This window comes from Schumannella sp. 10F1B-5-1 (assembly GCF_006517535.1).
In the GTDB taxonomy this organism is placed as follows: domain Bacteria; phylum Actinomycetota; class Actinomycetes; order Actinomycetales; family Microbacteriaceae; genus Schumannella.
The window spans coordinates 26,833-53,198 of record NZ_VHQH01000001.1; the positions used below are offsets into that span (position 1 = coordinate 26,833).

Annotated in this window: 21 protein-coding genes; 10 read left to right on the forward strand and 11 right to left on the reverse strand. The window is 72.4% G+C overall.

Annotation, left to right across the window (positions count from 1 at the left end; genetic code table 11):
• Positions 1-117: 117 nt before the first annotated feature.
• The 4 genes from FJ658_RS00115 (at position 118) to FJ658_RS00130 (ending at position 4,410) form a co-directional block, all read left to right on the forward strand.
• The gene (locus FJ658_RS00115; RefSeq protein WP_141143352.1) at positions 118-906 is read left to right on the forward strand and encodes an IclR family transcriptional regulator; all 789 of its coding nucleotides are present in this window, start codon (positions 118-120) and stop codon (positions 904-906) included.
• A 53-nt stretch (positions 907-959) separates the two neighbouring features.
• Positions 960-1,889 (forward strand): aldo/keto reductase family oxidoreductase, encoded by a 930-nt coding sequence (locus FJ658_RS00120; protein WP_141143353.1) that lies wholly within the window; start codon positions 960-962, stop codon positions 1,887-1,889.
• A 79-nt stretch (positions 1,890-1,968) separates the two neighbouring features.
• Positions 1,969-2,355 (forward strand): DUF5655 domain-containing protein, encoded by a 387-nt coding sequence (locus tag FJ658_RS00125; RefSeq protein WP_141143354.1) that lies wholly within the window; start codon positions 1,969-1,971, stop codon positions 2,353-2,355.
• 402 nt (positions 2,356-2,757) lie between these two features.
• Entirely contained in the window at positions 2,758-4,410 is a 1,653-nt protein-coding gene (locus tag FJ658_RS00130) for a thiamine pyrophosphate-binding protein (RefSeq protein ID WP_141143355.1), read from the forward strand.
• A 63-nt stretch (positions 4,411-4,473) separates the two neighbouring features.
• On the opposite strand, the gene FJ658_RS00135 is transcribed toward FJ658_RS00130, so the two are convergent.
• Both FJ658_RS00135 and FJ658_RS00140 read right to left on the reverse strand, forming a co-directional pair.
• A complete protein-coding gene (locus FJ658_RS00135) occupies positions 4,474-6,480 on the reverse strand; it encodes an FAD-binding monooxygenase (protein ID WP_141143356.1) in 2,007 nt (668 codons plus the stop codon).
• A 1-nt stretch (position 6,481) separates the two neighbouring features.
• The gene (locus FJ658_RS00140; RefSeq protein ID WP_141143357.1) at positions 6,482-7,861 is read right to left on the reverse strand and encodes an MFS transporter; all 1,380 of its coding nucleotides are present in this window, start codon (positions 7,859-7,861) and stop codon (positions 6,482-6,484) included.
• Positions 7,862-8,013: 152 nt separating this feature from the next.
• Between FJ658_RS00140 and FJ658_RS00145 the strand changes: the two genes are divergently transcribed.
• The 6 genes from FJ658_RS00145 to FJ658_RS00170 all read left to right on the forward strand — a co-directional run bounded on the left by FJ658_RS00145 (position 8,014) and on the right by FJ658_RS00170 (position 14,611).
• Positions 8,014-9,546 carry a fumarylacetoacetate hydrolase family protein gene (locus tag FJ658_RS00145; RefSeq protein ID WP_141143358.1) on the forward strand — a complete coding sequence of 511 codons (1,533 nt, stop codon included), beginning with the start codon at positions 8,014-8,016 and terminating at the stop codon, positions 9,544-9,546.
• Positions 9,543-10,244: a GntR family transcriptional regulator gene (locus FJ658_RS00150; RefSeq protein WP_141143359.1), complete on the forward strand. Its 702-nt coding sequence runs from the start codon at positions 9,543-9,545 to the stop codon at positions 10,242-10,244. The genes FJ658_RS00145 and FJ658_RS00150 overlap by 4 nt, the downstream gene beginning before the upstream one ends.
• A gap of 66 nt (positions 10,245-10,310) precedes the next feature.
• The gene (gene hpaE / locus FJ658_RS00155) at positions 10,311-11,831 is read left to right on the forward strand and encodes a 5-carboxymethyl-2-hydroxymuconate semialdehyde dehydrogenase (protein ID WP_141143360.1); all 1,521 of its coding nucleotides are present in this window, start codon (positions 10,311-10,313) and stop codon (positions 11,829-11,831) included.
• On the forward strand, positions 11,831-13,027 hold the full coding sequence (hpaD, locus tag FJ658_RS00160) for a 3,4-dihydroxyphenylacetate 2,3-dioxygenase (RefSeq protein WP_141143361.1): 1,197 nt from the start codon (positions 11,831-11,833) through the stop codon (positions 13,025-13,027). The genes hpaE and hpaD overlap by 1 nt, the downstream gene beginning before the upstream one ends.
• A gap of 1 nt (position 13,028) precedes the next feature.
• Positions 13,029-13,823, forward strand: a complete 795-nt coding sequence (locus FJ658_RS00165) for a 2-keto-4-pentenoate hydratase (RefSeq protein WP_141143362.1) — start codon at positions 13,029-13,031, stop codon at positions 13,821-13,823.
• Positions 13,808-14,611: an aldolase/citrate lyase family protein gene (locus tag FJ658_RS00170; protein WP_141143363.1), complete on the forward strand. Its 804-nt coding sequence runs from the start codon at positions 13,808-13,810 to the stop codon at positions 14,609-14,611. Before FJ658_RS00165 ends, FJ658_RS00170 begins: the two co-directional genes overlap by 16 nt.
• 82 nt (positions 14,612-14,693) lie before the next feature.
• Here FJ658_RS00170 and argG read toward each other — a convergent pair whose 3' ends face one another.
• The 9 genes from argG to FJ658_RS00215 form a co-directional block, all read right to left on the reverse strand.
• Positions 14,694-16,115 carry an argininosuccinate synthase gene (gene argG, locus FJ658_RS00175; protein WP_141143364.1) on the reverse strand — a complete coding sequence of 474 codons (1,422 nt, stop codon included), beginning with the start codon at positions 16,113-16,115 and terminating at the stop codon, positions 14,694-14,696.
• A 92-nt stretch (positions 16,116-16,207) separates the two neighbouring features.
• Positions 16,208-18,142 carry a sodium:proton antiporter gene (locus FJ658_RS00180; protein WP_141143365.1) on the reverse strand — a complete coding sequence of 645 codons (1,935 nt, stop codon included), beginning with the start codon at positions 18,140-18,142 and terminating at the stop codon, positions 16,208-16,210.
• Positions 18,143-18,171: 29 nt separating this feature from the next.
• Complete coding sequence (locus tag FJ658_RS00185; RefSeq protein WP_219995673.1) at positions 18,172-18,582, reverse strand: Rid family hydrolase; 411 nt, start codon at positions 18,580-18,582, stop codon at positions 18,172-18,174.
• On the reverse strand, positions 18,579-19,901 hold the full coding sequence (locus tag FJ658_RS00190) for an aminotransferase class III-fold pyridoxal phosphate-dependent enzyme (RefSeq protein WP_141143366.1): 1,323 nt from the start codon (positions 19,899-19,901) through the stop codon (positions 18,579-18,581). Before FJ658_RS00190 ends, FJ658_RS00185 begins: the two co-directional genes overlap by 4 nt.
• Before the next feature lie 104 nt (positions 19,902-20,005).
• Positions 20,006-21,196: an acyl-CoA dehydrogenase family protein gene (locus FJ658_RS00195; RefSeq protein WP_141143367.1), complete on the reverse strand. Its 1,191-nt coding sequence runs from the start codon at positions 21,194-21,196 to the stop codon at positions 20,006-20,008.
• Positions 21,193-21,738, reverse strand: coding sequence for a MaoC family dehydratase (locus tag FJ658_RS00200; protein ID WP_181408256.1), 546 nt, complete (start codon positions 21,736-21,738; stop codon positions 21,193-21,195). Before FJ658_RS00200 ends, FJ658_RS00195 begins: the two co-directional genes overlap by 4 nt.
• Positions 21,735-22,487 (reverse strand): 3-oxoacyl-ACP reductase FabG, encoded by a 753-nt coding sequence (gene fabG, locus FJ658_RS00205; RefSeq protein WP_141143369.1) that lies wholly within the window; start codon positions 22,485-22,487, stop codon positions 21,735-21,737. The genes FJ658_RS00200 and fabG overlap by 4 nt, the downstream gene beginning before the upstream one ends.
• Positions 22,484-24,274 carry a hydantoinase B/oxoprolinase family protein gene (locus tag FJ658_RS00210; RefSeq protein ID WP_181408257.1) on the reverse strand — a complete coding sequence of 597 codons (1,791 nt, stop codon included), beginning with the start codon at positions 24,272-24,274 and terminating at the stop codon, positions 22,484-22,486. The genes fabG and FJ658_RS00210 overlap by 4 nt, the downstream gene beginning before the upstream one ends.
• A complete protein-coding gene (locus FJ658_RS00215; RefSeq protein WP_181408258.1) occupies positions 24,271-26,322 on the reverse strand; it encodes a hydantoinase/oxoprolinase family protein in 2,052 nt (683 codons plus the stop codon). The genes FJ658_RS00210 and FJ658_RS00215 overlap by 4 nt, the downstream gene beginning before the upstream one ends.
• Positions 26,323-26,366: the final 44 nt, after the last annotated feature.

The following is a 26,366-nucleotide window of genomic DNA, read 5'->3' on the forward strand; positions in this document are numbered from 1 at the left end:
TTCCTCATTACGGGACAAAAAAGCGGCGGCACGCGGCGAGAAGTTGCTCCCTGTCCTGCGATACGGACAGTATGAGGCGCAACGCCCCACGATGAGGTCTGATTGAAGGAGACGACGATGCCTCCCGCATCCCCCGATGTCGCCGCTGGCGACATCCAGGTCATTGCCCGCTGCGTGCAGATCCTGCGCCTGTTCTCGGGGCGCCGACGATCGGTGCGCATCTCCGACGTGACCGCAGAGCTCGGCCTCAGCCGCACGACGATCCACCGGTATCTCTCGTCGATGGTGTCCGCCGGACTGCTCGAGCGCGATGGCACTCACGACTACCGCCTGGGGCCGTTCGCGTCGCAGCTCGGCACCTTGGCGATCAACGGGCTCGATGTCGTCGAGATCGCGGACCCGTATCTGCGCCACCTCGCGGATACGGCGGCCGAGACGAGCGTTCTCGCCGTGTGGGGCGGACGCAGTCCCGTCGTCGTGCGGAGCCACACGCCCAGCACACGCACGCTGACGATCGGCATCCGCGTCGGGCAGAGCCTCAATTTCGACGCAGCCCAATCTGCCGTGTTCTCCGCGTTCCGCGCCGATCGGGGCAACCTCGCCGACGAGGTGCTCGACCAGCTGGGCGAGGTGCAGGCCGGTCGAATCCGGGAGCGGATCGACAGCGCGCGCAAGACCGGCCTGGCGATCAGCGACACAGTCAATCTCGGCGCCCGGGCGGTCGCCGCTCCGATATTCGACCGCCAGGGGATGATCGTCGCCACGATGGGGATCATCGGCACCGTGCACACACTGCCCGCCGAGCCCGGTTCGCCCCAGCTGCGCACTCTCATCGACACCGCACGCGAACTCTCCGAGGCTCTCGGGTTCCGCGCACGCGAACGGGCGCCACGCCCCACCACCTGACGGGCCCCTCCGAGCTCTGCCCGTGGCGCGCATCAACCCGCCAGGATGGGCGCATGAAGACCCTCGACCTCCCGAACCTCGCACAGCCCGCCTCGACGGTGATCCTCGGGCTGATGCGCATCGCCGACCTCGATGACGAGCAGATCCGCACCCTGGTGCGCACCGCCATCGACCACGGGATCAACACCTTCGACCACGCGGACATCTACGGCGGCGAGCGCCACCGCTGCGAGGAGCGCTTCGGCGAGGCCGGCGCGATCAGCCCGGCCGAGCGGGAGTCGGTGATCATCCAGAGCAAGGTCGGCATCCGGCCCGGCATGTTCGACTTCTCGCGCGAGCACATCCTGCGCACGGTCGACGAGTCGCTCGCGGCGCTGCGCACCGACTACCTCGACACGCTGCTGCTGCACCGCCCCGACACCCTCGTCGAGCCCGACGAGGTCGCCGCCGCCTTCGACGAGCTGAAGGCCGCCGGCAAGGTGCGCAGCTTCGGCGTCTCGAACCACACGCCGTTGCAGATCGAGGTGCTGAAGCGCTCGCTGAACGTCTCGCTCGACTACAACCAGGTGCAGCTGAGCATCACGCACGCGCCGATCATCGCGTCGGGCATCGCCGCGAACATGGTGAAGCTCGACCAGTCGATCGACCGCGACAACGGGATGCTCGACTACGCCCGCCTCAACGACATCACCCTGCAGGCGTGGTCGCCGTTCCAGAAGGGCTTCTTCGACGGCGTCTTCGTCGGCGACCGCGACGACTACCCCGAGCTGAACGACGCGCTCGACGAGATCGCCGCCGCGCACGGCATCACCCCGACCGGCGTGGCCGTCGCGTGGATCAGCCGCCACCCGGCCGGCATCCAGACCGTGCTCGGCACCACGAACCCGCAGCGCGTGATCGACTCGGCCGCGGGCGGCGGCGTCGAGCTGAGCCGCGAGGAGTGGTACCGCCTCTTCACGGCGGCCGGGCACATCCTGCCCTGAGCACGAGGGCGGGTGGATGCGCGGCGCTCGTCGCGCCTCCACCCGCCGCCGCACGAGCCGCACGCCGACGGAGGACCTGATGGCCGACGGGACGTGGGCCGACCTGACCCGCGGACTCGATGACGACGACCTCGCGAAGCTCACCGCGTTCCGCGACTTCTGCCGGTCGCTCGGCAGCGGAGGCGGCGGGAGTGACGGCGGCGAGCTGGAGGAGCGCATCCACACGGCCGACATCACGTTCGCCCGCGCGCGCTCCTTCGCCTCGGCGTACATCAAGAGCCACTACCTCGAGCTCGGCATCGAGCTGCGCCGCGAGGTGCACGACCCGAAGCCGCGCACGGCGTTCGCGACGACGAAGGCGATCACGATGCACCGCTACTCGCTGCGCGAGCTCGACCAGTTCGACGACCGCATCCGCGACCTGATCCGCGAGGCGTTCGAGACGGTCGGTCCCGGCGGGCGCTGACGGCGACGCGACACCCCGTCGATTCGTGCGAGATGGTCGGAATGACGCCGTTACAGCGACCATTCGGCACGAATCGACGGCGCTCCTCGAGGGTGGCCACGAATGCACGCGACGCACCGTGCTAGGCGAGCATTGCTGGCCACCCACGAAGCAGCACGCCTCGTGGCTGGCCACGAATGCACGCGACGCGCCGTGCCGCGCGAGCATTCCTGGCCACCCTCGGAACGACGCGCGCCGAGCCGCGGGGCGCGGCTCCCGGCCGACCCTGGCGGCCGAGCCCGACCGCTCGTAAGCTGGGCGGGTCCGGCACGCCGGCGCCCCGGCGCCGCGAGCGGCCGGTGCTCGAAAAAGGGGCACGCGAGACACATACGGAATCTCTGTCCGTCGTCTCGAAGGATGACCATGCCCTCTGTCTCCGCCCACGTCGCCGCCACCCTGGCTCGCCGCATCCACCACGTCTTCGGCGTGATGGGCAACGGCAACGCGCACTTCCTGGATGCCGTGGAGCGCTCCGGCGAGATCCACTTCACCGCGGTGCGCCACGAGGCCGGCGGCGTCGTCGCGGCCGACGCCTTCCACCGCGCGGGCGGCGGCCTCGCGGCGGCGACGGCGACCTACGGCGCCGGCTTCACGAACACGCTGACCGCGCTGGCCGAGGCCGTGCAGGCGCACGTGCCGATGGTGCTCGTGGTCGGCGACGAGCCGACGTCGGGGCCGCGCCCGTGGGACGTCGACCAGATCGCCCTCGCCTCGGCGGTCGGCGCCCGCACCTACACGGTCGGACGCGCCGACGCCGCCGCGACCACGGCGATCGCGATCGAGCACGCGCTGTCGTACCGGGTGCCGACCGTGCTGGCGATCCCCTACGACGTCGCGCGCCGCGACGCCGGCCCGATCGCCGACACGCTCGATCCGGTCGTTCCGGCGCCGCTCGCCCCGGCGGGCGAGTTCGGGGCCGCGGCGCTGCGCGAGCTCGCGCGCGCCCTCGCGACGGCCGAGCGACCGCTGCTGCTGGCCGGCCGCGGTGCCTGGATCTCGGGCGCGGGCGCGGCGCTCGGCCGTCTCGCCGACGCGACCGGCGCGCTCACCGCATCCACGGCCCTGGGCCGCGGCGTCTTCCCGCGCAGCGAGTTCGACCTCGGCGTGACCGGCGGATTCGGCGCCGACCGGGCGATGGCGCTCGTGCGCGAGGCCGACGTCGCGGTCGTGTTCGGCGCCTCGCTGAACCAGTTCACGATGCGCTTCGGCGAGCTCTTCGCGCCCGGCGCCCGCGTCGTGCAGCTCGACGTCGCGCCCGCGGCGACCCACCCGCACGTGGGCGGGTTCATCCGGGCCGACGCGCGGCTCGCCGCCGAGGCGCTCGCCGACGCGCTGACCGACGTGGATGCGCGCCCCTCGGGCTGGCGCGAGAGCCTCGACCTGACCGGGGTGCGCGAGCAGCACCCCGGCGAGGGCACGGCCGCCGACGGCCGCCTCGACCCCCGCACGGTCGCCACCCGGATCGCCGAGCTGCTGCCCGAGGATCGCGTCGTCGTCTCCGACGGCGGGCACTTCATCGGCTGGGCGAACATGTACTGGCCGGTCGCCTCGCCCGACCGGATGCTCATGGTCGGCACCGCCTACCAGTCGATCGGCTTCGGCTTCCCCTCCGTTCCGGGCGCGGCGCTGGCGAAGCCCGACTCGACGATCGTGCTGACCAGCGGCGACGGCGGCGGACTCATGGCGATCGCCGACCTCGAGTCGGCCGTGCGGGTCGCCGGCGGGCGCGGCCTCGCCGTCGTCTGGAACGACGCGGCCTACGGCGCCGAGGTCAACCTCTACGGCCTGCAGGGTCTGGCCGAGGCGCCCATGCGCATCCCCGACGTCGACTTCGCCGGGCTCGCCCGCGCGGTCGGCGCCGAGGGCGTGACCGTGCGCACCCTCGACGACCTGGCGGCGCTCGAGCGCTGGGCGGCGACGCCCCCGACCGAGCGGCCGTTCCTGCTGCTCGACCTCAAGGTCTCGCCGACCGTGGTCGCGCCGTATCAGCGCGAGATCATCCGCGTGAACAGCTGACGCGCATCCCGCCGGCGCGCATCCCGCCGGCGCGCGCCGCATCCGACGCGATGCGCCGACGCGTCAGCCGACGGGATGCGCCGACGCGAGCAGCGGCGCGAAGAACGCGGCCAGCTCGTCGGTCGCGTCGAGCGGCAGCACGGCCGCCACGTACTGGTCGGGGCGCACGACGACCACGGCGCCGCCGGCGTCGATGCCGCGCTCGGCGAAGATGCTCTCGCCCGGCAGGGTCGCGAACACCTTCTCGTCGTCGATGAGCCCGAAGGGTCCCACCCGCGGACGGAACACGTCGGGCGCGTCCGGCATCTCGATCGCGGGGTGCGCCTCGGGGTAGATCACCTTCACGTCGAACCAGGCGTCGGGGTCGAGCCCGGCGGGGGTCGCGGCCAGCGGCGACGCCGGCGAGGTCGCGAGCCAGTCGGCGAGCGCGTCGAGCCCGGGATGCGCGACCCCGGCGCCGTCCGCACCCGCGCCGCCCGCCGCATCCGCACCCGCACCGGCCGCACCCGCATCCGCATCCGCATCCGCATCCGCATCCGCGAACACGTACACCCGCCACCGCCCGTCGGCCGTCGCGTGGTGCCCGAGGTGGATCGCGTTGCCGTCGCAGACGCGCGCGACCCGCGCCGAGCGGAACCGCTTGCCGAGCGGGAACCCCGTCGCGCGCCGCTGGTGCTCGGCCGAGCCGACGACGAGCGACGGCGCGTACTCGGTCATGAACCCGGCCGGGAACTCGGCCGTCGAGACGTAGAAGCGCTCGAGCTCGGCCGGGTCGGCGAACTCCTCGGGCCGCTTCGCCATCATCGATGACCACTCGCGGTCGAAGTCGATCAGGTTCTGCGCCACGACCTGCCGCTCGGCCGAGTAGGTCGACAGCAGCGCCTCGGGGCTGCGGCCCTCGAGCACGTGTCCGAGCTTCCAGGCCAGGTTGAAGCCGTCCTGCATCGACACGTTCATGCCCTGCCCGGCCTTCGCGCTGTGGATGTGGCAGGCGTCGCCCAGGATGAACACCCGCGGCGTACGCGTGCCGATCTCGTCGACCGGCACGTCGTCGAAGCGGTCGGTCACGCGGTGCCCCACCTCGTAGACGCTGTGCCAGGGCACATCTTTCACGTCGAGCGCGTAGGGCGCCAGGATCTGGTTCGCGCGGGCGATGATCTCGTCGAGCGAGGTCTGCCGCACGGCCGCGCCGCCGCCGGGAGCGACCTCGCCGAGGTCGACGTACATGCGGAACAGGTGCCCGCCCTCGCGCGGGATGAGCAGGATGCTGCCGCCGTCGGTCGACTGGATCGCGCACTTGGTGCGGATGTCGGGGAAGTCGGTGACGGCGAGGGTGTCCATCACGCCCCAGGCGTGGTTGGCGCGGTCGCCGGCCATGACGGCGCCGATCGACTCGCGCACCTTCGAGCGCGCCCCGTCGGCCCCGACCACGTAGCGTGCGCGCACCGTGCGGGTCGTGCCCTCCTGCGGTCCGGCCGTGCCGATGAGCGTGACGGTCACGGGATGCGAGGGGCCCGCATCCCCGTCACCGCCGGCCGCGGCGCCGTCGACCGCGGCGATCTCGAGCCCGTCGAACTCCCACCCGTAGTCGGGCCGCGAGCGCGTGGGCGCCTGCGCCATGACCTCGGCGAAGTAGTCGAGCACCCGCGCCTGGTTGACGATGAGGTGCGGGAACTCGCTCACGCCGATCTCGTCGTCGAGCGGACGCGCGGTGCGCACGATGCGCGTCGGGTCGGCGGGGTCGGGCTTCCAGAACGCCATCTCGGTGATGCGATACGCCTCGGCCGTGATGCGCTCGGCGAAGCCGAAGGCCTGGAAGGTCTCGACGCTGCGCGCCTGGATGCCGTCGGCCTGCCCGATCGCGAGGCGGCCGCCGCGCCGCTCGACGATGCGCGTCGTGATGCCGGGGAACTGCGCGAGCTGCGCCGCCGTGATCATGCCCGCCGGCCCGGTGCCGACGATGAGCACGTCGACCTCGTCGGGCAGCTCGTCGGGGCGGTCGACGCCGGTTCCGGCAACGGCCTGCACGCGCGGGTCGCCGGACACGTAGCCGTGGTGGTGGAACTGCATGTCAGCCTCGCGCTCCGTAGAGCGGCGACACCGCCTGCTCGGCCTCGTGGTCGGGGCCGAGCGGGATGCCGCTGCGGTCGCGCAGCAGGAGGGTCGCGAGGAGGCCGAGCACGGTCATGCCGGCCAGGTAGACCGTGACCGAGACGGTCGTGCCGGTCGCCTGCACGAGCGCCGTCGCGATGGTGGGGGCGAAGGCGCCACCGAGGATCGCGCCGATCGCGTAGGAGATCGAGACGCCCGAGAAGCGGATCGACGCGGGGAACAGCTCGGAGTAGAGCGCCGCCTGCGGTCCGTAGGTGAGGCCGAGGCCGAGCGTCAGCAGCACGAGACCGACCGTGAGCAGGCCGATGCTGCCGCTGTTGACGAGCGGGAACAGCGCGAAGACGCCCACGAGCTGCAGGATCCAGCCGGCGATGTAGGTCGTGCGGCGGCCGATGCGGTCGCTGATCCACCCGGCGAACCAGGTCGACAGCAGCCAGGTCACGGCCGAGCCGGCGACCGCCCACAGCACCGGTCCGCGCTCGAAGCCGAGCGGGCCATCCGGGTTCGTGGCGTAGTTCTGGATGTAGCCGCCGGTGGTCATGTAGCCGACGGCGTTGTTGCCGGCGAAGACGAACGCGGCGACGATCACGAGCACGATGTGCTTGCGGAACAGCTGCACGATCGGCATGCGCGTCTGCTCCTTGCGCTCGGCGATCTCCGCGAACACGGGGCTCTCCTCGACGCGGCGGCGCACGTAGTAGCCGATCAGGATGAGCACGACCGACAGCAGGAACGGCACCCGCCAGCCCCACACCAGGAAGGCGTCGCCGGGCGCGATGACCGACATGAGCGCCATGGTGCCCGAGGCGAGCAGCAGGCCGAGCGGCACGCCGATCTGGGGCGAGGCGCCGAAGAGTCCGCGCTTGGCCTTGGGGGCGTGCTCGACGGCCATCAGCACGGCGCCGCCCCACTCGCCGCCGGCCGAGATGCCCTGCACGATGCGCAGGAAGATCAGCAGCAGCGGCGCGCCGATCCCGATCGCGTCGTAGGTCGGCAGCAGTCCGACGAGCGCGGTCGCGAGGCCCATGAGGATGAGCGTGACCATGAGCACGACGCGGCGGCCGTGCTTGTCGCCGAAGTGGCCGGCGAGGAATGCGCCGAGCGGACGGAACAGGAAGCTGATGCCGACCGTCAGGAACGACAGCAGGGTGGCGACGCCGGGACCGGCGGGGCCGAAGAACAGCTGGCCGAACACGAGTCCGGCCGCCGAGGCGTAGATGAAGAAGTCGTACCACTCGACCGTGGTGCCGACCACGGTCGCGAAGACCACGCGGCGGCGATCGCTCGTGAAGGCGATCGTGCCCGTGGGCGTCAGGCTGCTCGAATCGGGGGTGCTCATCGTCGGGTCCCTCTCGTGACGTCGCTGTCATGGATGCGGCCCGTTCCGGGGTGCTGTCCGGTGGGGTGGTTCTGGGGTGGTGATGCAGGGTGTTGCCCGGCCGCATTCGGATCATATACGATTTCGAATACGACACAAGAGCGAGGGAGCTCATGAGCATCGATCCGAGCAGCGCCGCCGATCCGCGCTACGCCGCCCTTCCCGGCCGCCCCGGCACCGTGATCGCCGTGCACCTCTCCTACGCCTCGCGCGCCGCCCAGCGCGGCCGCCACCCCGCCGCCCCCTCCTACTTCGTCAAGCCGTCGAGCTCGGTGCAGGCCTCGGGCGGCACGATCGAGCGCCCCCTCGGCACCGAGCTGCTCGCCTTCGAGGGCGAGGTCGCGCTCGTGATCGGCGCCCCGGCGCACCGCGTCACCGCCGCCGACGCCTGGACCCACGTCGCCGCCGTCACCGCCGCCAACGACTTCGGCCTCTACGACCTGCGCGCCAACGACTCCGGCTCGAACCTGCGCTCGAAGGGCGGACCGGGCTTCACCCCGCTCGGCCCGTCGCGCATCCCGGCCGCCGGCCTCGACCCGGCCGCCCTGCGCGTGCGCACCTGGGTCGACGACGCACTGGTGCAAGACGACACGACGGCCGAGCTGATCTTCCCGCTCGCGCAGATCGTCGCCGACCTGTCGCAGCACCTCGTGCTCGAGCCCGGCGACGTCATCCTGACCGGCACTCCGGCCGGCTCCTCGGTCGTGCAGCCCGGCCAGGTCGTCGCCGTCGAGGTGGATGCGCCCACCGCCCCCGGAGCGCCGACCACGGGTCGTCTCGTCACCACCGTGACGCAGGGCGAGGTCCCGTTCGACGCGAGCCTCGGCTCGCTGCCGGCCGTCGACGACCGGCAACGCAGCGAGGCGTGGGGATCGCGGGAGGCCGCGGGGCTGCCGCCGGTCGAAGAGGCCGAGGGGACCGCCTCCACTGCTGAAGCCCGCGCGCTGGACGCTCCCCCGTCCCTCGCCCCCGAGCTGCGCGCCCTGCTCGAGTCCGTGCCGACCGCCGCGCTCTCGGGCCAGCTGCGCAAGCGCGGACTCGACAACGTCACGATCGAGGGCGTGCGCCCCACCCGCCCCGGCCAGAAGCTCGTCGGCGTCGCGACCACGCTGCGCTTCGTGCCGCTGCGCGAAGACCTGTTCGCGAGCCACGGCGGCGGGCAGAACGCGCAGAAGCAGGCCTTCGACGCCGTGCGCCCCGGCGAGGTCATCGTGATCGAGGCCCGCGGCGAGAGCGGCTCGGGCACCCTCGGCGACGTGCTCGCCCTGCGCGCGCACGCCCGCGGCGCCGCCGGCGTCGTGACCGACGGCGGGGTGCGCGACATCGACGCCGTCGCCGCCGTCGACCTGCCCGTCTTCGCCCGCGGCGGCCACCCCGCCGTGCTCGGCCGCAAGCACGTGCCCTGGGAGGTCGGCGGCACGATCGCCTGCGGCGGCACCACGGTGCAGCCCGGCGACGTCATCGTCGGCGACGCCGACGGCGTGCTCGTCGTTCCGGCCGCGCTCGTGCGCGAGGTTGCCGAGGCGGCCCGCGCGCAGGAGGACGAGGACGCCTGGGTCGCCGAGCAGGTCGAGGCCGGGCATCCCCTCGACGGGCTGTTCCCGATGAACACCGAGTGGCGCGCGAAGTACGAGGCGAGCCGATGAGCCGCCCCGACACCACCCCCGCCGAGGTCACCCTGAGCAAGTCGCAGCGCGCCTACCACTGGGTCAAGGAGCGCATCGCCTCGCAGGAGTTCACCCCCGGCTACCGGCTCGTGCTCGGCACGATCGCGACCGAGCTCGACATGAGCGTCGTGCCCGTGCGCGAGGCGATCCGGCAGCTCGAAGCCGAGGGTCTCGTGACCTTCGAGCGCAACGTCGGCGCGCGCGTCTCGATGGTCGACGACACGCAGTACCGCCACAGCATGCAGGCGCTGAGCATCCTCGAGGGCGGCGCCACCGCACTCGCCTCGCGCGCCCTCACCGCCGACGACATCGCCCACGCCCGGGAGATCAACGCGCAGATGATCGCCACGCTCGACCACTTCGACCCGCGCGCGTTCACGCGGCTGAACCAGCAGTTCCACTCGACGCTGTTCGCCAAGACCGCCAACCCGCGCATGCTCGAGCTCGTCGAGGCCGAGTGGGCCCGCCTCGGGCACCTGCGCGACTCGACCTTCAGCTTCGTTCCCGGCCGCGCCCACGAGTCGGTGCGCGAGCACGAGCAGATCCTGCAGCTCATCGAGCAGCGCGCCTCGCTGCTCGACATCGACACGGCCGCGCGCCGCCACCGCGCCGCGACCCTCGACGCCTACCTGATCCACGAGCACCCGGGCGAAGCGCTCGGCCTGCCCCGCGACTGACCGGATGCGCGGCGCCGACGCCGCGACTCCCCCGCCCCGCCTCCACCGATCCGATCGGAGAACCAGATGACCGACACCAGCACCGCCGCGCGACCGGCCCACGTGCCCGCCGACCTGCCCACGCGCATCCAGCACTACATCGACGGCGAGTTCGTCGACTCGGCCGACGGCGGCACCTTCGACGTGCTCGACCCGGTGTCGAACCAGACCTACCTGCAGGCCGCCGCCGGCAAGAAGGCCGACATCGACCGCGCCGTCGCGGCCGCCCGCCGCGCCTTCACCGAGGGCCCCTGGCCGCGCATGCTGCCGCGCGAGCGCTCGCGCGTGCTCAACCGCATCGCCGACATCGTCGAGTCACGGGATGCGCGGCTCGCCGAGCTCGAGAGCTTCGACTCCGGGCTGCCGATCACCCAGGCGCTGGGTCAGGCGCGGCGCGCGGCCGAGAACTTCCGCTTCTTCGCCGACCTGATCGTCGCGCAGGCCGATGACACCTACAAGGTGCCCGGTCGCCAGATCAACTACGTCAACCGCAAGCCGATCGGCGTCGCCGGGCTCATCACGCCGTGGAACACGCCCTTCATGCTCGAGTCGTGGAAGCTCGCCCCGGCGATCGCCACGGGCAACACGGTCGTGCTGAAGCCGGCCGAGTTCACGCCGCTGTCGGCCTCGCTCTGGGCGGGCATCTTCGAGGAGGCCGGGCTGCCGCAGGGCGTCTTCAACCTCGTCAACGGCCTCGGCGAGGATGCCGGCGACGCGCTCGTGAAGCACCCCGACGTGCCGCTCATCTCGTTCACGGGCGAGTCGAGCACCGGGCAGCTGATCTTCGGCAACGCCGCCCCGTTCCTCAAGGGCCTGTCGATGGAGCTCGGCGGCAAGAGCCCCGCCGTCGTCTTCGCCGACGCCGACCTCGACGCCGCGATCGACGCGACCATCTTCGGGGTGTTCTCGCTCAACGGCGAACGCTGCACCGCCGGCAGCCGCATCCTCGTCGAGCGCCCCGTCTACGACGAGTTCGTGCGCCGCTACGCCGCGCAGGCCGACCGGGTCGTCGTCGGGTACCCGCACGACCCCGCCACCGAGGTCGGCGCGCTCGTGCATCCCGAGCACTACGACAAGGTCATGAGCTACGTCGATCTCGGCAAGACCGAGGGCCGACTGGTCGCCGGCGGCGGCCGACCCGAGGGCTTCGAGACCGGCAACTTCGTGCGCCCCACCGTGTTCGCCGACGTACCCGCCGACGCCCGCATCTTCCAGGAGGAGATCTTCGGCCCCGTCGTCGCGATCACCCCCTTCGACACGGATGCGGAAGCGCTCGAGCTGGCCAACGGCGTCAAGTACGGCCTCGCCGCCTACATCTGGACCAACGACCTCAAGCGGGCGCACAACTTCTCGCAGGCCGTCGAGGCCGGGATGGTCTGGCTCAACTCGAACAACGTGCGCGACCTGCGCACCCCCTTCGGCGGCGTCAAGGCCTCGGGCCTCGGCCACGAGGGCGGCTACCGCTCGATCGACTTCTACACCGACCAGCAGGCCGTGCACATCACGCTCGGCGCTGTGCACAACCCCACCTTCGGCAAGGACGCCTGATGACCCACCACGACAAGACCCTCACCTCCTCCGGCTTCTACGTCAGCCAGGAGGCGCCCATCCACGCCGACGACCCGATCCCGACGCCGACCGCGCCGGCGCCCGACATCCTGCGCTGCGCCTACATGGAGCTCGTGGTCACCGACCTCGCCGCGTCGCGCGTGTTCTACGTCGACATCCTCGGCCTGCACGTCACCGAGGAGGACGACGAGACGATCTACCTGCGGTCGACGGAGGAGTTCATCCACCACAACCTGGTGCTGCGCAAGGGGCCGATCGCCGCGGTCGCCGCGTTCTCGTACCGGGTGCGCAGCGCCGACGACCTCGACAAGGCCGTCGCGTTCTACACCGAGCTGGGATGCCGGGTCGAGCGTCGCGAGGGCGGCTTCACGAAGGGCATCGGCGACTCGGTGCGGGTGACCGACCCGCTCGGATTCCCCTACGAGTTCTTCCACGCCACCGACCACGTCGAGCGCCTGTCGTGGCGCTACGACCTGCACACGCCCGGCGAGCTCGTGCGCCTCGACCACTTCAACCAGATCACGCCCGACGTGCCGCGCGCGGTCAACTTCATGCAGTCGCTCGGCTTCCGGGTGACCGAGGACATCCAAGACGACGAGGGCGTCGTCTACGCCGCGTGGATGCGCCGCAAGCCCACCGTGCACGACACCGCTATGACCGGCGGCGACGGGCCCCGCATGCACCACGTCTGCTTCGCGACGCACGAGAAGCACAACATCCTCGCCATCTGCGACAAGCTCGGGGCTCTGCGCCGCAGCGACGCGATCGAGCGCGGCCCCGGTCGCCACGGCGTCTCGAACGCCTTCTACCTCTACCTGCGCGACCCCGACGGGCACCGCGTCGAGGTCTACACGCAGGACTACTACACGGGCGACCCCGACAACCCCGTCGTCACCTGGGACGTGCACGACAACCAGCGCCGCGACTGGTGGGGCAACCCGGTCGTGCCCAGCTGGTACACCGACGGCTCGCTCGTGCTCGACCTCGACGGGAACCCCCAGCCGGTCGTCGCGCGCGAGCACTCCAGCGAGATGGCCGTCACGATCGGCGCCGACGGGTTCTCGTACACGCGCGCCGACGACGAGCGGGATGCGCTGCCCGAGTGGAAGCAGGGCGAGGCGGCCCCGGCCGCGCCGGCCGCGCCGTCGGAGTTCAAGCTCGGGAACCAGCTCTGACATGGCCGGCGCACTGAACTCCGAGACGATCGCGCTGATCGCCGAGGAGCTCGCGGTCGCCGATCGCGAGCACGCGGTCATGCCGCGCATCACCGCGCGCTGGCCGCAGGCGACCATCGACGACTCGTACGCGATCCAGGGAGTCTGGCGCGATCGCCAGGTCGCGGCCGGGCGCCGGCTCGTGGGGCGCAAGATCGGCCTCACCTCGAAGGCGATGCAGCAGGCCACCGGCATCACCGAGCCCGACTACGGCGTCATGTTCGACGACACCGTCTACGACAGCGGCGCCGACATCCCCGTCGACCACTTCTCGAACGTGCGCATCGAGGTCGAGCTGGCCTTCGTGCTGAAGTCGCCGCTCGAGGGGCCGGGATGCACGCGCGACGACGTGCTCGCCGCGACCGACTACGTCGTGCCCGCCCTCGAGGTGCTCAACTCGCACATCGAGCTCGAGGGCCGCACGATCGTCGACACGATCAGCGACAACGCCGCCTACGGCGCCATGGTGCTCGGCGAGGTGCGCAAGCGGCCCGACGAGATCGACCTGCGCTGGGTGCCGGGCCTGCTCTACAAGAACGGCGAGATCGAGGAGACCGGCGTCGCCGCCGGCGTTCTCGACCACCCCGCGACGGGCGTCGCCTGGCTGGCCGACAAGTTCCACCAGCACGGCGCGCGGCTCGAGGCCGGCGAGATCATCCTCGCCGGATCGTTCACCCGCCCGATGTGGGTCGGCCGCGGCGACGAGGTGCGGTGCGACTATGGCCCGATGGGAGAGATCCGATGCCGCTTCGTCTGACCCCGTCGCTCGGCGCCCGCCTCGTCGCGGAGCCGCAGCGTCCCGTCATCGGCATGTGGGTGTCGTCGGGCAGCCCGCTCGTCGCCGAGATCTGCGCCGGATCGGGACTCGACTGGCTGCTGATCGACATGGAGCACTCCCCCAACGGCCTCGAGGGCGTGCTCGCGCAGCTGCACGCCGTCGCGGGCTACGACGTCACGCCGGTCGTGCGGGTTCCCTCGGCCGACCCGGTCGTGCTCAAGCAGGTGCTCGACCTCGGCGCGCAGACCGTGCTCGTGCCGATGATCGACAGCGCCGCGGCGGCCCGGGATGCGGTGCGCGCCGTGCGCTATCCCCCGCACGGCATCCGCGGGGTCGGCAGCGCGCTCGCCCGCTCCGCGCGCTGGAACCGCGTCGACGGCTACCTCGCCGACGCCTCGTCGCACGTGTCGCTGCTCGTGCAGGTCGAGACGGCGGCCGCCGTCGCCGCGGCCGGCGAGATCGCCGCCGTCGACGGCATCGACGGCGTCTTCGTCGGACCCAGCGACCTGTCGGCATCGATGGGCCTGCTCGGCCAGCAGACGCATCCGGATGTCGTCGCCGCCGTGCAGACCGCGTTCGCCGCGATCCAGGATGCGGGCACCCCGGTCGGCGTGAACGCCTTCGACCCGGAGACCGCCGACGCCTACCTCGCCGCGGGTGCGCGCTTCGTGCTGGTCGGCGCCGACGTCGCCCTGCTCGCTCGCGGATCGGAGGCGCTGGCCGCGCGCTTCTCCGACGGCACCGCGGAGGACCGCGCGAGCTACTGAGCGCCGTCGCCGCCGCGCACGACGGAGGGCGCCCCGCACGATGCGGGGCGCCCTCCGTGGTGCCCTGAGGCGAGCGCTGCGCTCAGTCGGTGCCGAGGTCGAAGGCCGAGCCCTCGTTCGCGGCGTCGGCCGCCGCATCCCCCGTGCCGGAGCCCTCGAGGATGCCGAGCGACTCGCCCGGCTGCGGGTTGCCGACGAGCTCGGCGGTCGCGCCCGGGATGAGGCCGGCGGCGGCGTACTGCTCGAGGCGCTGACGCGAGTCGGCGATGTCGAGGTTGCGCATGGTCAGCTGTCCGACGCGGTCGGTCGGACCGAAGGCGGCATCGCCGACGCGCTCCATCGAGAGCTTGTCGGGCGAGTACGACAGCGACGGGCCCTCGGTGTTCAGGATCGTGTAGTCGTCACCGCGACGCAGACGCAGCGTGACCTCGCCGGTGACGGCCGAGCCGACCCAGCGCTGCAGCGACTCGCGCAGCATGAGCGACTGCGGGTCGAGCCAGCGGCCCTCGTACATCAGACGACCCAGGCGGCGGCCCTCGGCGTGGTAGTTCGCGACCGTGTCCTCGTTGTGGATCGCGTTGAGCAGGCGCTCGTAGACGATGTGCAGCAGGGCCATGCCCGGCGCCTCGTAGATGCCGCGGCTCTTCGCCTCGATGATGCGGTTCTCGATCTGGTCGCTCGCACCGAGACCGTGGCGTCCGCCGATCGCGTTCGCCTCGAGCACGAGGGCCACCGGGTCGTCGAACTCGACCCCGTTGATCGCGACCGGGCGACCGGCCTCGAAGCGCACCGAGACCTCCTCGGTGGCGACCACGACATCCTCCCGCCAGGAGGCGACGCCCATGATCGGGTCCACGATGTCGAGCCCCGAGCTCAGCTCCTCGAGGTTCTTCGCCTCGTGGGTGGCGCCCCAGATGTTGGCGTCGGTCGAGTAGGCCTTCTCCACCGGGTCGCGGTAGGGGTAGCCGCGCGAGACGAGCCATTCGCTCATCTCCTGGCGTCCGCCGAGCTCGCTGACGAAGGCGGCATCCAGCCACGGCTTGTAGATGCGCAGACGCGGGTTGGCCATGAGGCCGTAGCGGTAGAACCGCTCGATGTCGTTGCCCTTGTAGGTCGAGCCGTCGCCCCAGATGTCGACGCCGTCCTCCTTCATGGCCCGCACGAGCATCGTGCCGGTGACGACACGGCCGAGTGGCGTCGTGTTGAAGTAGGTCTTGCCGCCCGAGCGGATGTGGAATGCGCCGCACTGCAGCGCCACCAGACCCTCTTCGACCAGGGCGCGCTTCGCATCCACCAGGCGCGTGATCTCGGCGCCGTACTGGGTGGCGCGACCGGGCACCGCGTCGATGTCGGGCTCGTCGTACTGCCCGATGTCGGCCGTGTAGGTGCAGGGCACGGCGCCCTTCTCGCGCATCCAGGCCACCGCGCAGGAGGTGTCGAGACCTCCCGAGAACGCGATGCCGACACGCTCGCCGACGGGGATGCTGCTCAGTACCTTGGACACGCCTCCCAGGATAGAGGGGCGGGCGCGGGCGGCGTGACCGGGATGCGGGGCTACGTCGGTCGGGAAGCCGGGGCTCCGCGATCCGGCCGCGTCTACTCCAGCCGGCTGTCGACCGCGTCGAGCGACAGCTCCTCCGAGTCGAGGGCTGCGCGCATCACCTCGACCGCCTCGGAGGAGTACGCGCCGCGCTCGTAGGCGTCGCGCAGCGCGGCGCGCTCGGCCTCGAGCTGGATGCGTCGCAGCCGCTGGAACTGCTCCACCGGGTTGTCGGGCTGGGTGAGGTCGGTGCCCGCCCAGATCTCGACCCGGCCGAGCCAGGTCTCGGTCTGCGCGCCGACCTCGTCGATCACGCGCGGGCCGACCGGTCTGTCGACCGCAGCCGCGTCGGCCACCGCCTCGGTGACGGCCGCATCCCCCGCATCCTTCAGCAGTCGACGCAGCTCGAGCACCTCGCCGCGCTCGCCGCCGTCGGCATCCCCGACCGGGCGCAGCCGGCGCACGACGATCGGCAGCAGCAGGCCCTGCACGACGAGCGTGACGATCGCGACGGCGAAGGCGATGAGCACGAGCGCCTCGCGCATCGGCTGCTCGTCGGGGATCGTCTGCACGGCCGCGACCGTGACCACACCGCGCATGCCCGAGAGTCCGAGGATGACGCCGTCGCGCCAGCTGAGCGCCTGGTCGCGCTCGGCGCTGAGGTCGTTGTTCTGCTGCTCGAGCCGGCGGCGGAAGCCTTGGAAGCTGCGCGAGAAACGCGCCCGGGCGGTCTCGTCGAGCTCGACCGGCTCGGTCGGCGGGTTCGCCTCCAGCTCGGCGATGCGGGCGGCCACCCGGTCGCGCTGCTGACGGTCCTTCTCCGTGACGATCCCGAGGCTGGCCCGGATGCCGCGCAGCATGTTGCGCACCGGCGAGCCCTTGATGCCCAGCTGCTGGAAGTTGGCCGCACGCCGCTGGAAGTCCTCCTCGGTCATCCCCTCGAAGCGCTGGTTCACCGCATCCGCCTGGGCTGCCCGCTTGCGGTAGCGACGGCGGATCGTCCAGAGCAGCAGCGGCATCGAGGCGAAGCGGATGCCGACCAGCAGCACGATCACGAGACCCGCGAGCGCGAGCACGCCCGGCAGGTCGCCGTCGCCGGCGACCGATCCGATGACCGGCCACAGCTGGAACCCCATGAAGAGGAAGACGCCGTTCTCGACGATCATCGTGATCGCCCGCCAGGTGTTCGCCTCGGCGAGCCGGAACGAGGCTCGGATTCGGAACCCGCCTGTGTTGCCGACGACGATGCCCGCCACGACCACCGCGACGACGCCCGAGGAGTGCACCAGCTCCCCCGCGAGGAACGCGACGAACGGCACCACGAGCGAGACGGCGGTGTCGAGCACGCCGTCGGTGATGCGCTTGCGCAGCGCGACCGTCAGTCCGCCGAGCAGCACCCCGATGACGAGCGCGCCGACGACCGCCCAGAGGAACGTGAGCACGACCATCCCGCCGCTCGGGGTCTCGGCGTGCACGTCGACGATCGCGAGCATGGTCGACAGCAGCACGAGCGCGGTCGCGTCGTTGACGAGACCCTCGCCCTCGAGGATCGTGACGATGCGCGGCGGCAGTCCGAGGCGCTTGCCGAGGCTGGTCGCGGCTACCGCATCCGGGGGCGCGACGACCGCGCCGAGGGCGATGCCGAGCGCGAGCGGCAGCGCCCAGATCAGGCTCACGGCCGCACCGACCAGCAGCGCCGAGACGACGACCAGCACGATCGCGAGGAAGCCGATCACCCGGATGTTGCGGCGGAAGTCGACGAAGGGCACCTGCCGCGCGGCCGCGTAGAGCAGCGGCGGCAGGATCACCGTCAGCACCAGGTCGGGCTCGACCTCGAAATGCGGGATCGCGGGGATCGCACCCAGCCCCACGCCGACGACGGTCAGGGCGAGCGGGGCGGCGACGCCGATGCGCCCGGCGAAGAACGCGACCACCCCGATGACCAGGATGACCGCGACCGTGACGAGGACGACGAGCTCGATGCTCTCCATCGCCTCAGGCTATCGACGGGGCGGTCCGCTCAGCGCCCGGGCACCACCGCGACGGCCTTGACCTCGACCAGGAAGTCGGGCGAGTTGAGCTGCGCCACGCCGACGGCCGTCCAGGCCGGCAGGTGGGTGGGATCGCCGAAGTGGCGCCGCTTGATCGCCTGGAAGGTCGGCATCTGCGCGGGCACATCGGTGTGATAGCTGACGAGCTCGACGACGTCGTGCGCCGCGCATCCCGCCGCCGCGAGCACGGCCAGCAGGTTGTCGAAGACGGCCTCGATGTGCGCCTCGAGCGAGCTCGTGACCGGCACCAGCGCGCGGTCGCGGCCGACCTGGCCCGACACGTAGAGCAGGTCGCCGACGCGCACGGCCGGCGCGTAGTTGCCCGACTCGACCAGCGTGGCCATGAAGTCGGGCGCGACGATCTCGCGGTCGCGGCTCATCGGGCCGCCGCCTCGGTCGGCGCGGCGTCGCTCAGCGCGGCATCGGAGTGCGCGAGCGCGTCGTCGAGGGTGGATGCGATGCGCTCGAGCTCGGCATCCGTGGCGATCAGCGGCGGGGCGAGGAACAGCGAGGTGGGCTCGTCGCTCGTGCTGACCTTGACCCCGGCGGCCAGCATCGCGCGGGCGACCAGGTCGGAGGGCTGGGTCTCGGTCGAGGTCGACTCCCACTCGCGCCAGTCCATGCCGACGAGCTCGATCGTCCAGTGCAGGCCGTCACCCGCGACGCGCTGCACCGAGGGGTGGCGCTCGGCGATCTCGCGCAGGCGGGCGGCGAGCAGCTCGCCCCCGGCGGCAGCGCGGGCGACCAGACCCTCGTCGCGCACGACCCGCAGGTGGGCGCGCACGGCGTGCACCATCACGGGATGCCCGCGGAACGTCGAGTAGCTCTGCCACTTCACGCCGTCGAGCCGCTCGACGAGCTCCTTCGACAGCACGACCGCGCCGCCGGGCGCGGCGCCGCCCGCGATGGGCTTGCCGAGCGTGACGATGTCGGGTCGGCGCTCGCCCTTCTGGAACGCGAACCAGCTGCCGCCGCGGCCGAGGCCGGTGACGACCTCGTCGGCGATCCAGAGCGCTCCGGCGTCGGCGGCGGCGGTCGCGACCGCGTCCTGATAGGCGGCGTCGTGGTAGCGGCCGCCCTGCGTGTAGTCGACGATCACGGCGGCGGATCCGTCGAGCGCGGCGGCGAGCTGGGTCGGGTCGAGGGATGCGGCCGGCGCGGCCTCGCGCATCCAGATCGCCCCGTCGGGGGCGGCGATCGTGCGCACCTCGACGCCGGGCGCGGGCGCGCTGACGCCGGAGCCGTCGGTGTGCGAGAGCCCGCCGTGCCACTGCGGCTGCAGCGTCACGTCGCGGGCCAGGCCGACCAGCCCGTGGTACGCCCGCTCGCGCGCGACGACCGGCAGGCGGCCGGTCACCGACTGCGCGAGCGTGAGCGCGGTGTCGTTGACCTCGCTGCCCGAGAGCCCGAAGCGCAGGCCGCCGATCCAGTCGCCCTCGCCGGCGAAGGCGATGTCGATGAGCTCCTCGGCCGCAAGCTCGCGCTCGCGCCACGGCTGCGACTCGTTCGCGACCGGGAACCGCGCCGCCGTCACGATCGCCTCGACCATGGCCGGATGCGCGTGGCCCAGAGGCCCGCCGGTGTTCGATGCGTCGAGCAGCTGGCGGCCGTCGGAGGTGCGCAGGTAGGCGCCCTCGCCGCCGACGATCTCGAACGGCGGGGCGGCGAACGGGTCGGCTCCGTGCTGGATGAGGCGCATGCGGCGCTCCTTCGGTGGGTCGAGGTGGTGCGGGTGGGGCGGGTGGGTCACGTGCAAGTCGGTCGGGTGCGGATGGTGCGGGTCGCGTCGGGTGCGGCCGCGCGTCAGACGAAGGCGCTCACGCCGGTCGCCCCGCGCGCGGTCACGAGGGCCGAGATCTCGTTCGTGCCCTCGTAGGTGTAGACGGCCTCGGCGTCGGCGAAGAAGCGCATGACGCCGGTGCTGAGCAGGATGCCGTTGCCCCCGCACAGCTCGCGGGCGAGCGCGACGGTCTCGCGCATCCGGGCGCTGACGAAGTGCTTGGCCATGGCCGAGTCCTCGTCGCGATAGACGCCCTCCTCCTGCAGCTGGGCGAGGCGGGTGCACATGCCGAGGCAGGCGGTGATGTTGCCGAGCATGCGCGCGACCTTCTCCTGCACGAGCTGGAAGCCGGCGAGCGGCCGCCCGAATTGCTCGCGCTCGCGCACGTAGGCGAGCGCGGCCTCGTAGGCGCCGATCTGCACGCCGGTGGCGAGCCAGACGACGCTCGCGCGCATGTGGCGCAGCATCTCGGCCACGTCGCCGAAGCGCTCGACCCGGCCGAGCCGCAGTTCCTCGGGCACGCGCACGCCCTCGAGCGTGATGAGGGCGTTGTCGACGATGCGCAGGCTGCCCTTGCCGGCGATCTTCTCGATGCGCATCCCCGGGGTGCCGGTCGGCACGAGGAAGGCGCGCTGGCCGCGCCCGTCGGGCGAGTCGGCGTCGCGGGCGACGACGCAGACGTGGCTGGCGTAGGCCGCGCTGCCGATCCACATCTTCACGCCGTCGAGCACCCATTCGTCGCCGTCGCGGCGGGCGGTGGTCTGGATGCCGCGGGCCACGTCGCTGCCGTGGTCGGGCTCGGTGATCGCGAAGACGCCGGTCCACTCGTACGAGCGGATGCGGGGCATCCACTCGTCGCGCTGCTCGGGCGTCGCGCCGTGCAGCACGGCCGAGGTGATCATGGTCGCCTGGCCGCTGAAGTAGGTGGCGACCCCGGCATCCACGCGGGCGATCTCCATGATGCGGAAGCCCTCGAACATCGGCCGCGGCACCTCGACGCCGGCCTCGAGCAGCTCGCGCGGCTGCAGCAGGCCGAGCTCGGCGAACTGGGCGGGCAGTCCGGCGGGGAACTCGCCGCGCTCCCAGTGGTCGTCGACGATGGGCGCGACCTCGGTCTCGAGGTGGGCGCGCAGGCGGGCGAGGGCGGCGCGCTCGGGGTCGCTCAGGAGCGACTCGTAGTCGTACACGTCGGCGGTCTCATAGAGCCGGGTCACGGGATGCTCCGCTCGGGTTCGAGGAACAGGACGATGCTGGTGGCGACCGCGACGGGGCGGTCGGTGTCGGCGGCGAGGTCGGCGTGCAGCGCGATCTCGAGGTCGACGCGGGTGCCGCCATCGCGCGGGGTGATGGCGGCGACGCGGGCGGTCAGCGACAGGGCCGAGCCGACGGGGATGCGCTGGATGAAGCGCACCCGGTCGAGGCCGTAGTTGACGGCCTGGGCGACGCCGGTGACCTCGAGCAGCTCGCCCCAGAAGCGGGCGACGAGCGAGAGCGCGAGGAAGCCGTGCACGATCGTGCCGCCGACCGCGGCCGCGCGGGCGGGGTCGACGTGGATCCACTGCTCGTCGCCGGTGAGGCGGGCGAAGTCGTCGACCTGGGCCTGGTCGATCACGACCGCCGAGCTCGGGCCGAGCTCGCGGCCGAGCAGGGTCGGCAGGTCGGCGAGGTCGACGGTCAGGGGGCCGGATGCGGCGGCCCGGTCGGCGACGGTCGTCTCGCTCGCGTCGCCCGACTCACCCGCGCCGACCGAGCTCACAGGTCGAGCCCGCCGTCGACGTAGACGACCTGGCCGGTCACGAAGCCGGCCTCCTCGCTGGCGAGCCAGGCGATCGTCGCGGCGACGTCGGCGGGCTCGCCGACGCGGCGCACCGGCGTGATCGCGGCGGTCTGCGCACGGTACTCGTCAGGCTCCATGCCGACGCGGCGCGCGGTAGCATCCGTCATCTCGGTCGCGATGAACCCCGGGCCGACGGCGTTCGCGGTGATGCCGAAGGGCCCGAGCTCGATCGCGAGCGTCTTGGTGAAGCCCTGCAGTCCGGCCTTCGCGGCGGAGTAGTTCGCCTGCCCGCGGTTGCCGGTCGCGGCGACGCTCGTGAGCGACACGATGCGGCCGTAGCGCGCCGCCACCATGTGCCGCTGGGCGGCGCGCGCCATCAGGAAGGCGCCGCGCAGGTGCACGCCGATCACGGCATCCCAGTCGTCGTCGCCCATGCGGAACAGCAGGTTGTCGCGCGTGATGCCGGCGTTGTTGACGAGCACGTCGACCGAGCCGAGCTCGGCCGCGACCCCGTCGACGGCCGCGTCGACGCCGGCCGCGTCGGTCACGTCGACCGCGAAGCCGAGCGCCCCGGGCAGCTCGGCCGCGGCCGCCTCGGCCGCGTCGCCCGCGCGGTCGAGGATCGCGACCCGCGCGCCCTCGCCCGCCAGCCGCGCCGCGGTCGCCCGGCCGATGCCCCCCGCGCCGCCCGTGACGATCGCGACGCGGCCGTCGAAGCGACCGGTCACGCGATGGCCCCCGCCACCGCATCCACCGGCTCGCCGGCGCGCGTCGCGACGAGCTCGCCGTCCGGGCGCCCGGGCTCGGCGACGACGCTGACGCCGTAGTCGCGCTCGGCTGCCGCGGCGGTGATGTAGCCGTCGTCGAGGTCGGCCTGGATGCTCGCGAGCGAGCGCTGGGCCGGGTCGCCGTATCCGCCCGCCCCCGCGCAGCTCAGCGTGAGCCGCGAGCCGGCGCGGAACGAGGTCGGCGGCGTCTTGCTCGACAGCACCTCGACGCGCCCGTCGGGATGCGTGAGCTCGAAATGGGCGTTGCCGCCGGCCCCGCCGCCGAGCAGGCCGTAAGGCCGGCTGACGTCGCGGTCGGAGACGATCGTGACGGTGACGTCTTCGGTGAACTCGAGCCGGCGGGTGATGCCGCTGCCGCCGCGGGTGCGGCCCGCTCCCCCGCCGTCGGTCGTGATGCCGTAGCCGAGGATGCGCACCGGGTGCGTCGCCTCGAGCAGCTCGTTGGGCGTGTTGCCGGTGTTGCCGATGCTCGTGCGACGGGCGTGGGCGCCGTCGACGCCGAGGCTGGCGCCCTGGCCGGCGCCGTGCACCTCGTACATGATCGCGTCGTCGGCGACGTTCTCGCGGGCGACGAGCAGCACCGTCGCACTGCCGGTGCCGGCCGCGGGAACCCGGTCGGGCACGGCCTGCGCCAGGCAGCCGAGCACGACGTCGGCGATGCGGGCGCTCGTCTCGTGGTTGCCCGAGACGACCGGCGCGGGGGCGTGCGGGTTCACGATCGTGCCCTCGGGCGCGATGATCGTGACCGGCCGGTACGACCCCGAGTTGGAGGCGCTGTGCGGCTCGGCGAGCGCCTTCAGCGCGAAGAACGTGGCCGAGTGGGTGACGCCGAGCGGCGAGTTCATGCCGCCGATCGACTGCTTCGACGAGCCGCCGTAGTCGATCGTGACCTCGTCGTCGGCGACCGTGACGGTGCCGCGGATCGTGATCGGCGCGGGGTCGAAGCTGTCGCCGTCGCAGGTGTCCTCGAAGACGTAGACGCCGTCGGGGATCTCGCGGAACGCCGCGCGGGCGCGCTGCTCGCTCACGTCGAGCACCTGGGCCATGGCCTGCACGACCACGTCGGTGCCGTAGCGCTCGCAGTAGTCGACGAGGCGTCGCTCGGCGGCGAGGCATCCGGCATACTGCGAGCGCATGTCGCCGAGGCGCTCCTGCGGGTTGCGCACGTTGTGGGTGAGGATGTCGAGCACCTCGGTCACGACCTGGCCCTCGCGGTAGAGGCGCACCGGAGGGATGCGGATGCCCTCGCCGAAGATGTCCTTCGCGAGCGTGTAGTAGCTGCCCGGCGCCGGCCCGCCGATGTCGACGTAGTGGCCGCGCACGGCGGCGAAGGCGATGAGCTTCTCGTCGGCGAAGATCGGCTTCGCCATGAAGAAGTCGGGCATGTGGTTGTTGCCCTGATACGGGTCGTTCTGCAGCAGCACGTCGCCCGGACGGATCGTCTCGGCCGGGATGCGGGCGAGCATCCCGCGCAGCGACATCGGCATGCTGGCGAGGTGGATCGGGATGTCGCCGACGCCCTGCGCGACGATGTCGCCGTTCGCGTCAAGCAGCCCGCACGACAGATCGCCGGCCTCGCGCCACAGGTTCGAGTAGGCGGTGCGCAGCACGACGGCCTTCATCTCGGCGACGGCCGTGCGCAGGCCCGCGTCGAGCACCGACAGGGTGATGGGGTCGAGCGGCGCGCGGTGCTGTTCGTCCGTGGGCGCCGGGGCGGTGATGGTCATGCTCGTCCTTCCAGCTGCATCAGGAGGTTGCCGAAGCCGTCGACGCGGGTCACGGTGCGCGGCGGCACGACGACGGTGGTGTTGTCGGAGTCGACGATCGCGGCGCCGCGGATGACGTCGCCGGGGCGCAGGTCGGCGCGCTGGTAGCGCGGCACGGCCGCGGTCTCGGTGGCACTGACGACGAGGTCGCGCGTGCCGTCGGCGACGGGCGTGGTCTCGCCGGTGATCTCGACCGGCGGCACGTCGGTGCGGGTCAGCGTGCCGACACCGCTGACGCGGGCGACGACGACGTCGATCTGCTCGTCGTCGACGCGGAAGCCGTTGACCTGCTCGTGCATGCGGTGGAACCGCTCGGCGACCTCGGCCGACCATCCCGGCGTCAGGGCGCCCGAGACGGGCACCGTGATCGCCGAGTTCTGGCCGGAGTAGTGCAGGTCGAGCGCCTGCACGAACGACTGCGCGCTCACGCCCTCGGCGGTCAGCTCCTCGGCCGCCTTGCCCGCGAGCTCGGCGAAGGTCTGCGCGAGCGCCGACTCGATGCCGTCGCCGAGCGGCGCCATGAAGCTCGCGGCGTGGTTGTGCACGACATCCGAGACGACCAGGCCGACGGCCGAGAGCACGCCCGCGACGGGCGGCACGATGACGGTCGGGATGGCCAGCTCGAGCGCGATGTCGGCGGCGTGCATCGGGCCGGCGCCGCCGAAGGCGCTGAGCGCGAAGCGGCGCGGGTCGTGGCCGCGGCCGACCGAGACGGCGCGCACGGCGCCCGCCATGGCGGCGTTCGAGATGCGGCGGATGCCGAGCGCGGTCTCGACGGCGCTGAGCCCGAGCTCGCGGCCGAGCGTCTCGCAGGCGGCGAGCGCGGCGGCGCGGTCGATGCGCACGTCGTCGCCGAGCAGCGTGCCGTCGGCCAGGATGCCCAGCACGACGTTCGCGTCGGTGACGGTCGGCTGCGTTCCTCCGCGGCCGTAGGCGGCGGGGCCGGGGCGGGCGCCGGCCGACGCGGGGCCGACCAGGAACTGGCCGCCGCTGTCGACGTGGGCGATGCTGCCGCCGCCCGTGCCGATGGTCTCGATGTCGACGGTCGGCACCTGCACGGGCAGATCCATCGACATCGAGGTCGTGGTGAGCGGGATCTGCTGCTCGGCGACGAGGCAGACGTCGAAGCTGGTGCCGCCCATGTCGACGGTGATCGTGTTCGGGATGCCGGTCTGCTGCGAGATCAGACGGCCCGCGACGACGCCGCCGCTGGGGCCCGACAGGAGCAGGTTGACCGGGGTCTCGGCCGCGAGGCGGGTCGAGGTGACGCCGCCGTTCGACTGCATGATCCAGGTGCGCAGCTCGGAGTCGAACTCCTCGACGCGCGCCTCGAGCTCGTCGAGGTAGGGCGCGCAGACCGGCTTGAGGTAGGCGTTGAGCACGGTGGTCGAGGTGCGCTCGAACTCGCGCACCTGCGGCAGCACCTCGCTCGAGAGCGAGATCTGCAGCTCGGGCAGAACGGCGGAGAGGATCTCGGCCGTGCGCTGCTCGTGCCGCGCATCCCGGTAGGAGTAGAGGTAGCTGACGGCGACGCTCGTGATGCCGCGGCGGCGCAGCACCTCGGCGATCTCGGCCACGGCGGCCTCGTCGAGCGGCTCGACCTCGACGCCGTCGCCGTCGAGACGGCCGCCGACCTCGAAGCGGTCGCGGCGGGCGACGAGCGGCGCGCTGCCCGGGTCGAGGAGGTCGTAGAGCGCGTGTGCGGGGCGCGTGAGGCGGCCGATCTCGAGCACGTCGCGGAAGCCCTCGGTCGTGATGAGGGCGATGCGCGGCCCGTTGCGCTCGAGGCTGAGGTTGGTGCCGATCGTCGTGCCGTGCACGAGGTCGCGGATGCCGACGCGCTGCTCGGCGGCGGCCAGCTCGACCACGCGGCGCGCGGCGGCGACGACGGCGCCGGCCGGGTCGTGGGCTCGCGACGAGACCTTGGCGCTCGAGACCAGGCCGGTCTCCTCGTCCCAGAGCACGGCGTCGGTGAACGTCCCGCCCGCGTCGATGCCGATCCGCTTCACGCTGTCTCCCTGCTTGGCTGGCGATCTTCCCATCTAGTGGAAGT

Bases quoted from the DNA above. Each gene is read 5' to 3' on its own strand.
- hpaE (WP_141143360.1), top strand. From the start codon at position 10,311: ATGACCGACACCAGCACCGCCGCGCGACCGGCCCACGTGCCCGCCGAC.
- FJ658_RS00130 (WP_141143355.1), top strand. From the start codon at position 2,758: ATGCCCTCTGTCTCCGCCCACGTCGCCGCCACCCTGGCTCGCCGCATC.
- FJ658_RS00125 (WP_141143354.1), top strand. From the start codon at position 1,969: ATGGCCGACGGGACGTGGGCCGACCTGACCCGCGGACTCGATGACGAC.
- FJ658_RS00115 (WP_141143352.1), top strand. From the start codon at position 118: ATGCCTCCCGCATCCCCCGATGTCGCCGCTGGCGACATCCAGGTCATT.
- FJ658_RS00190 (WP_141143366.1), bottom strand. From the start codon at position 19,901: ATGCGCCTCATCCAGCACGGAGCCGACCCGTTCGCCGCCCCGCCGTTC.
- FJ658_RS00150 (WP_141143359.1), top strand. From the start codon at position 9,543: ATGAGCCGCCCCGACACCACCCCCGCCGAGGTCACCCTGAGCAAGTCG.
- FJ658_RS00180 (WP_141143365.1), bottom strand. From the start codon at position 18,142: ATGGAGAGCATCGAGCTCGTCGTCCTCGTCACGGTCGCGGTCATCCTG.
- FJ658_RS00165 (WP_141143362.1), top strand. From the start codon at position 13,029: ATGGCCGGCGCACTGAACTCCGAGACGATCGCGCTGATCGCCGAGGAG.
- FJ658_RS00145 (WP_141143358.1), top strand. From the start codon at position 8,014: ATGAGCATCGATCCGAGCAGCGCCGCCGATCCGCGCTACGCCGCCCTT.
- FJ658_RS00210 (WP_181408257.1), bottom strand. From the start codon at position 24,274: ATGACCATCACCGCCCCGGCGCCCACGGACGAACAGCACCGCGCGCCG.
- hpaD (WP_141143361.1), top strand. From the start codon at position 11,831: ATGACCCACCACGACAAGACCCTCACCTCCTCCGGCTTCTACGTCAGC.
- FJ658_RS00185 (WP_219995673.1), bottom strand. From the start codon at position 18,582: ATGAGCCGCGACCGCGAGATCGTCGCGCCCGACTTCATGGCCACGCTG.
- FJ658_RS00170 (WP_141143363.1), top strand. From the start codon at position 13,808: ATGCCGCTTCGTCTGACCCCGTCGCTCGGCGCCCGCCTCGTCGCGGAG.
- FJ658_RS00135 (WP_141143356.1), bottom strand. From the start codon at position 6,480: ATGCAGTTCCACCACCACGGCTACGTGTCCGGCGACCCGCGCGTGCAG.
- FJ658_RS00120 (WP_141143353.1), top strand. From the start codon at position 960: ATGAAGACCCTCGACCTCCCGAACCTCGCACAGCCCGCCTCGACGGTG.
- FJ658_RS00140 (WP_141143357.1), bottom strand. From the start codon at position 7,861: ATGAGCACCCCCGATTCGAGCAGCCTGACGCCCACGGGCACGATCGCC.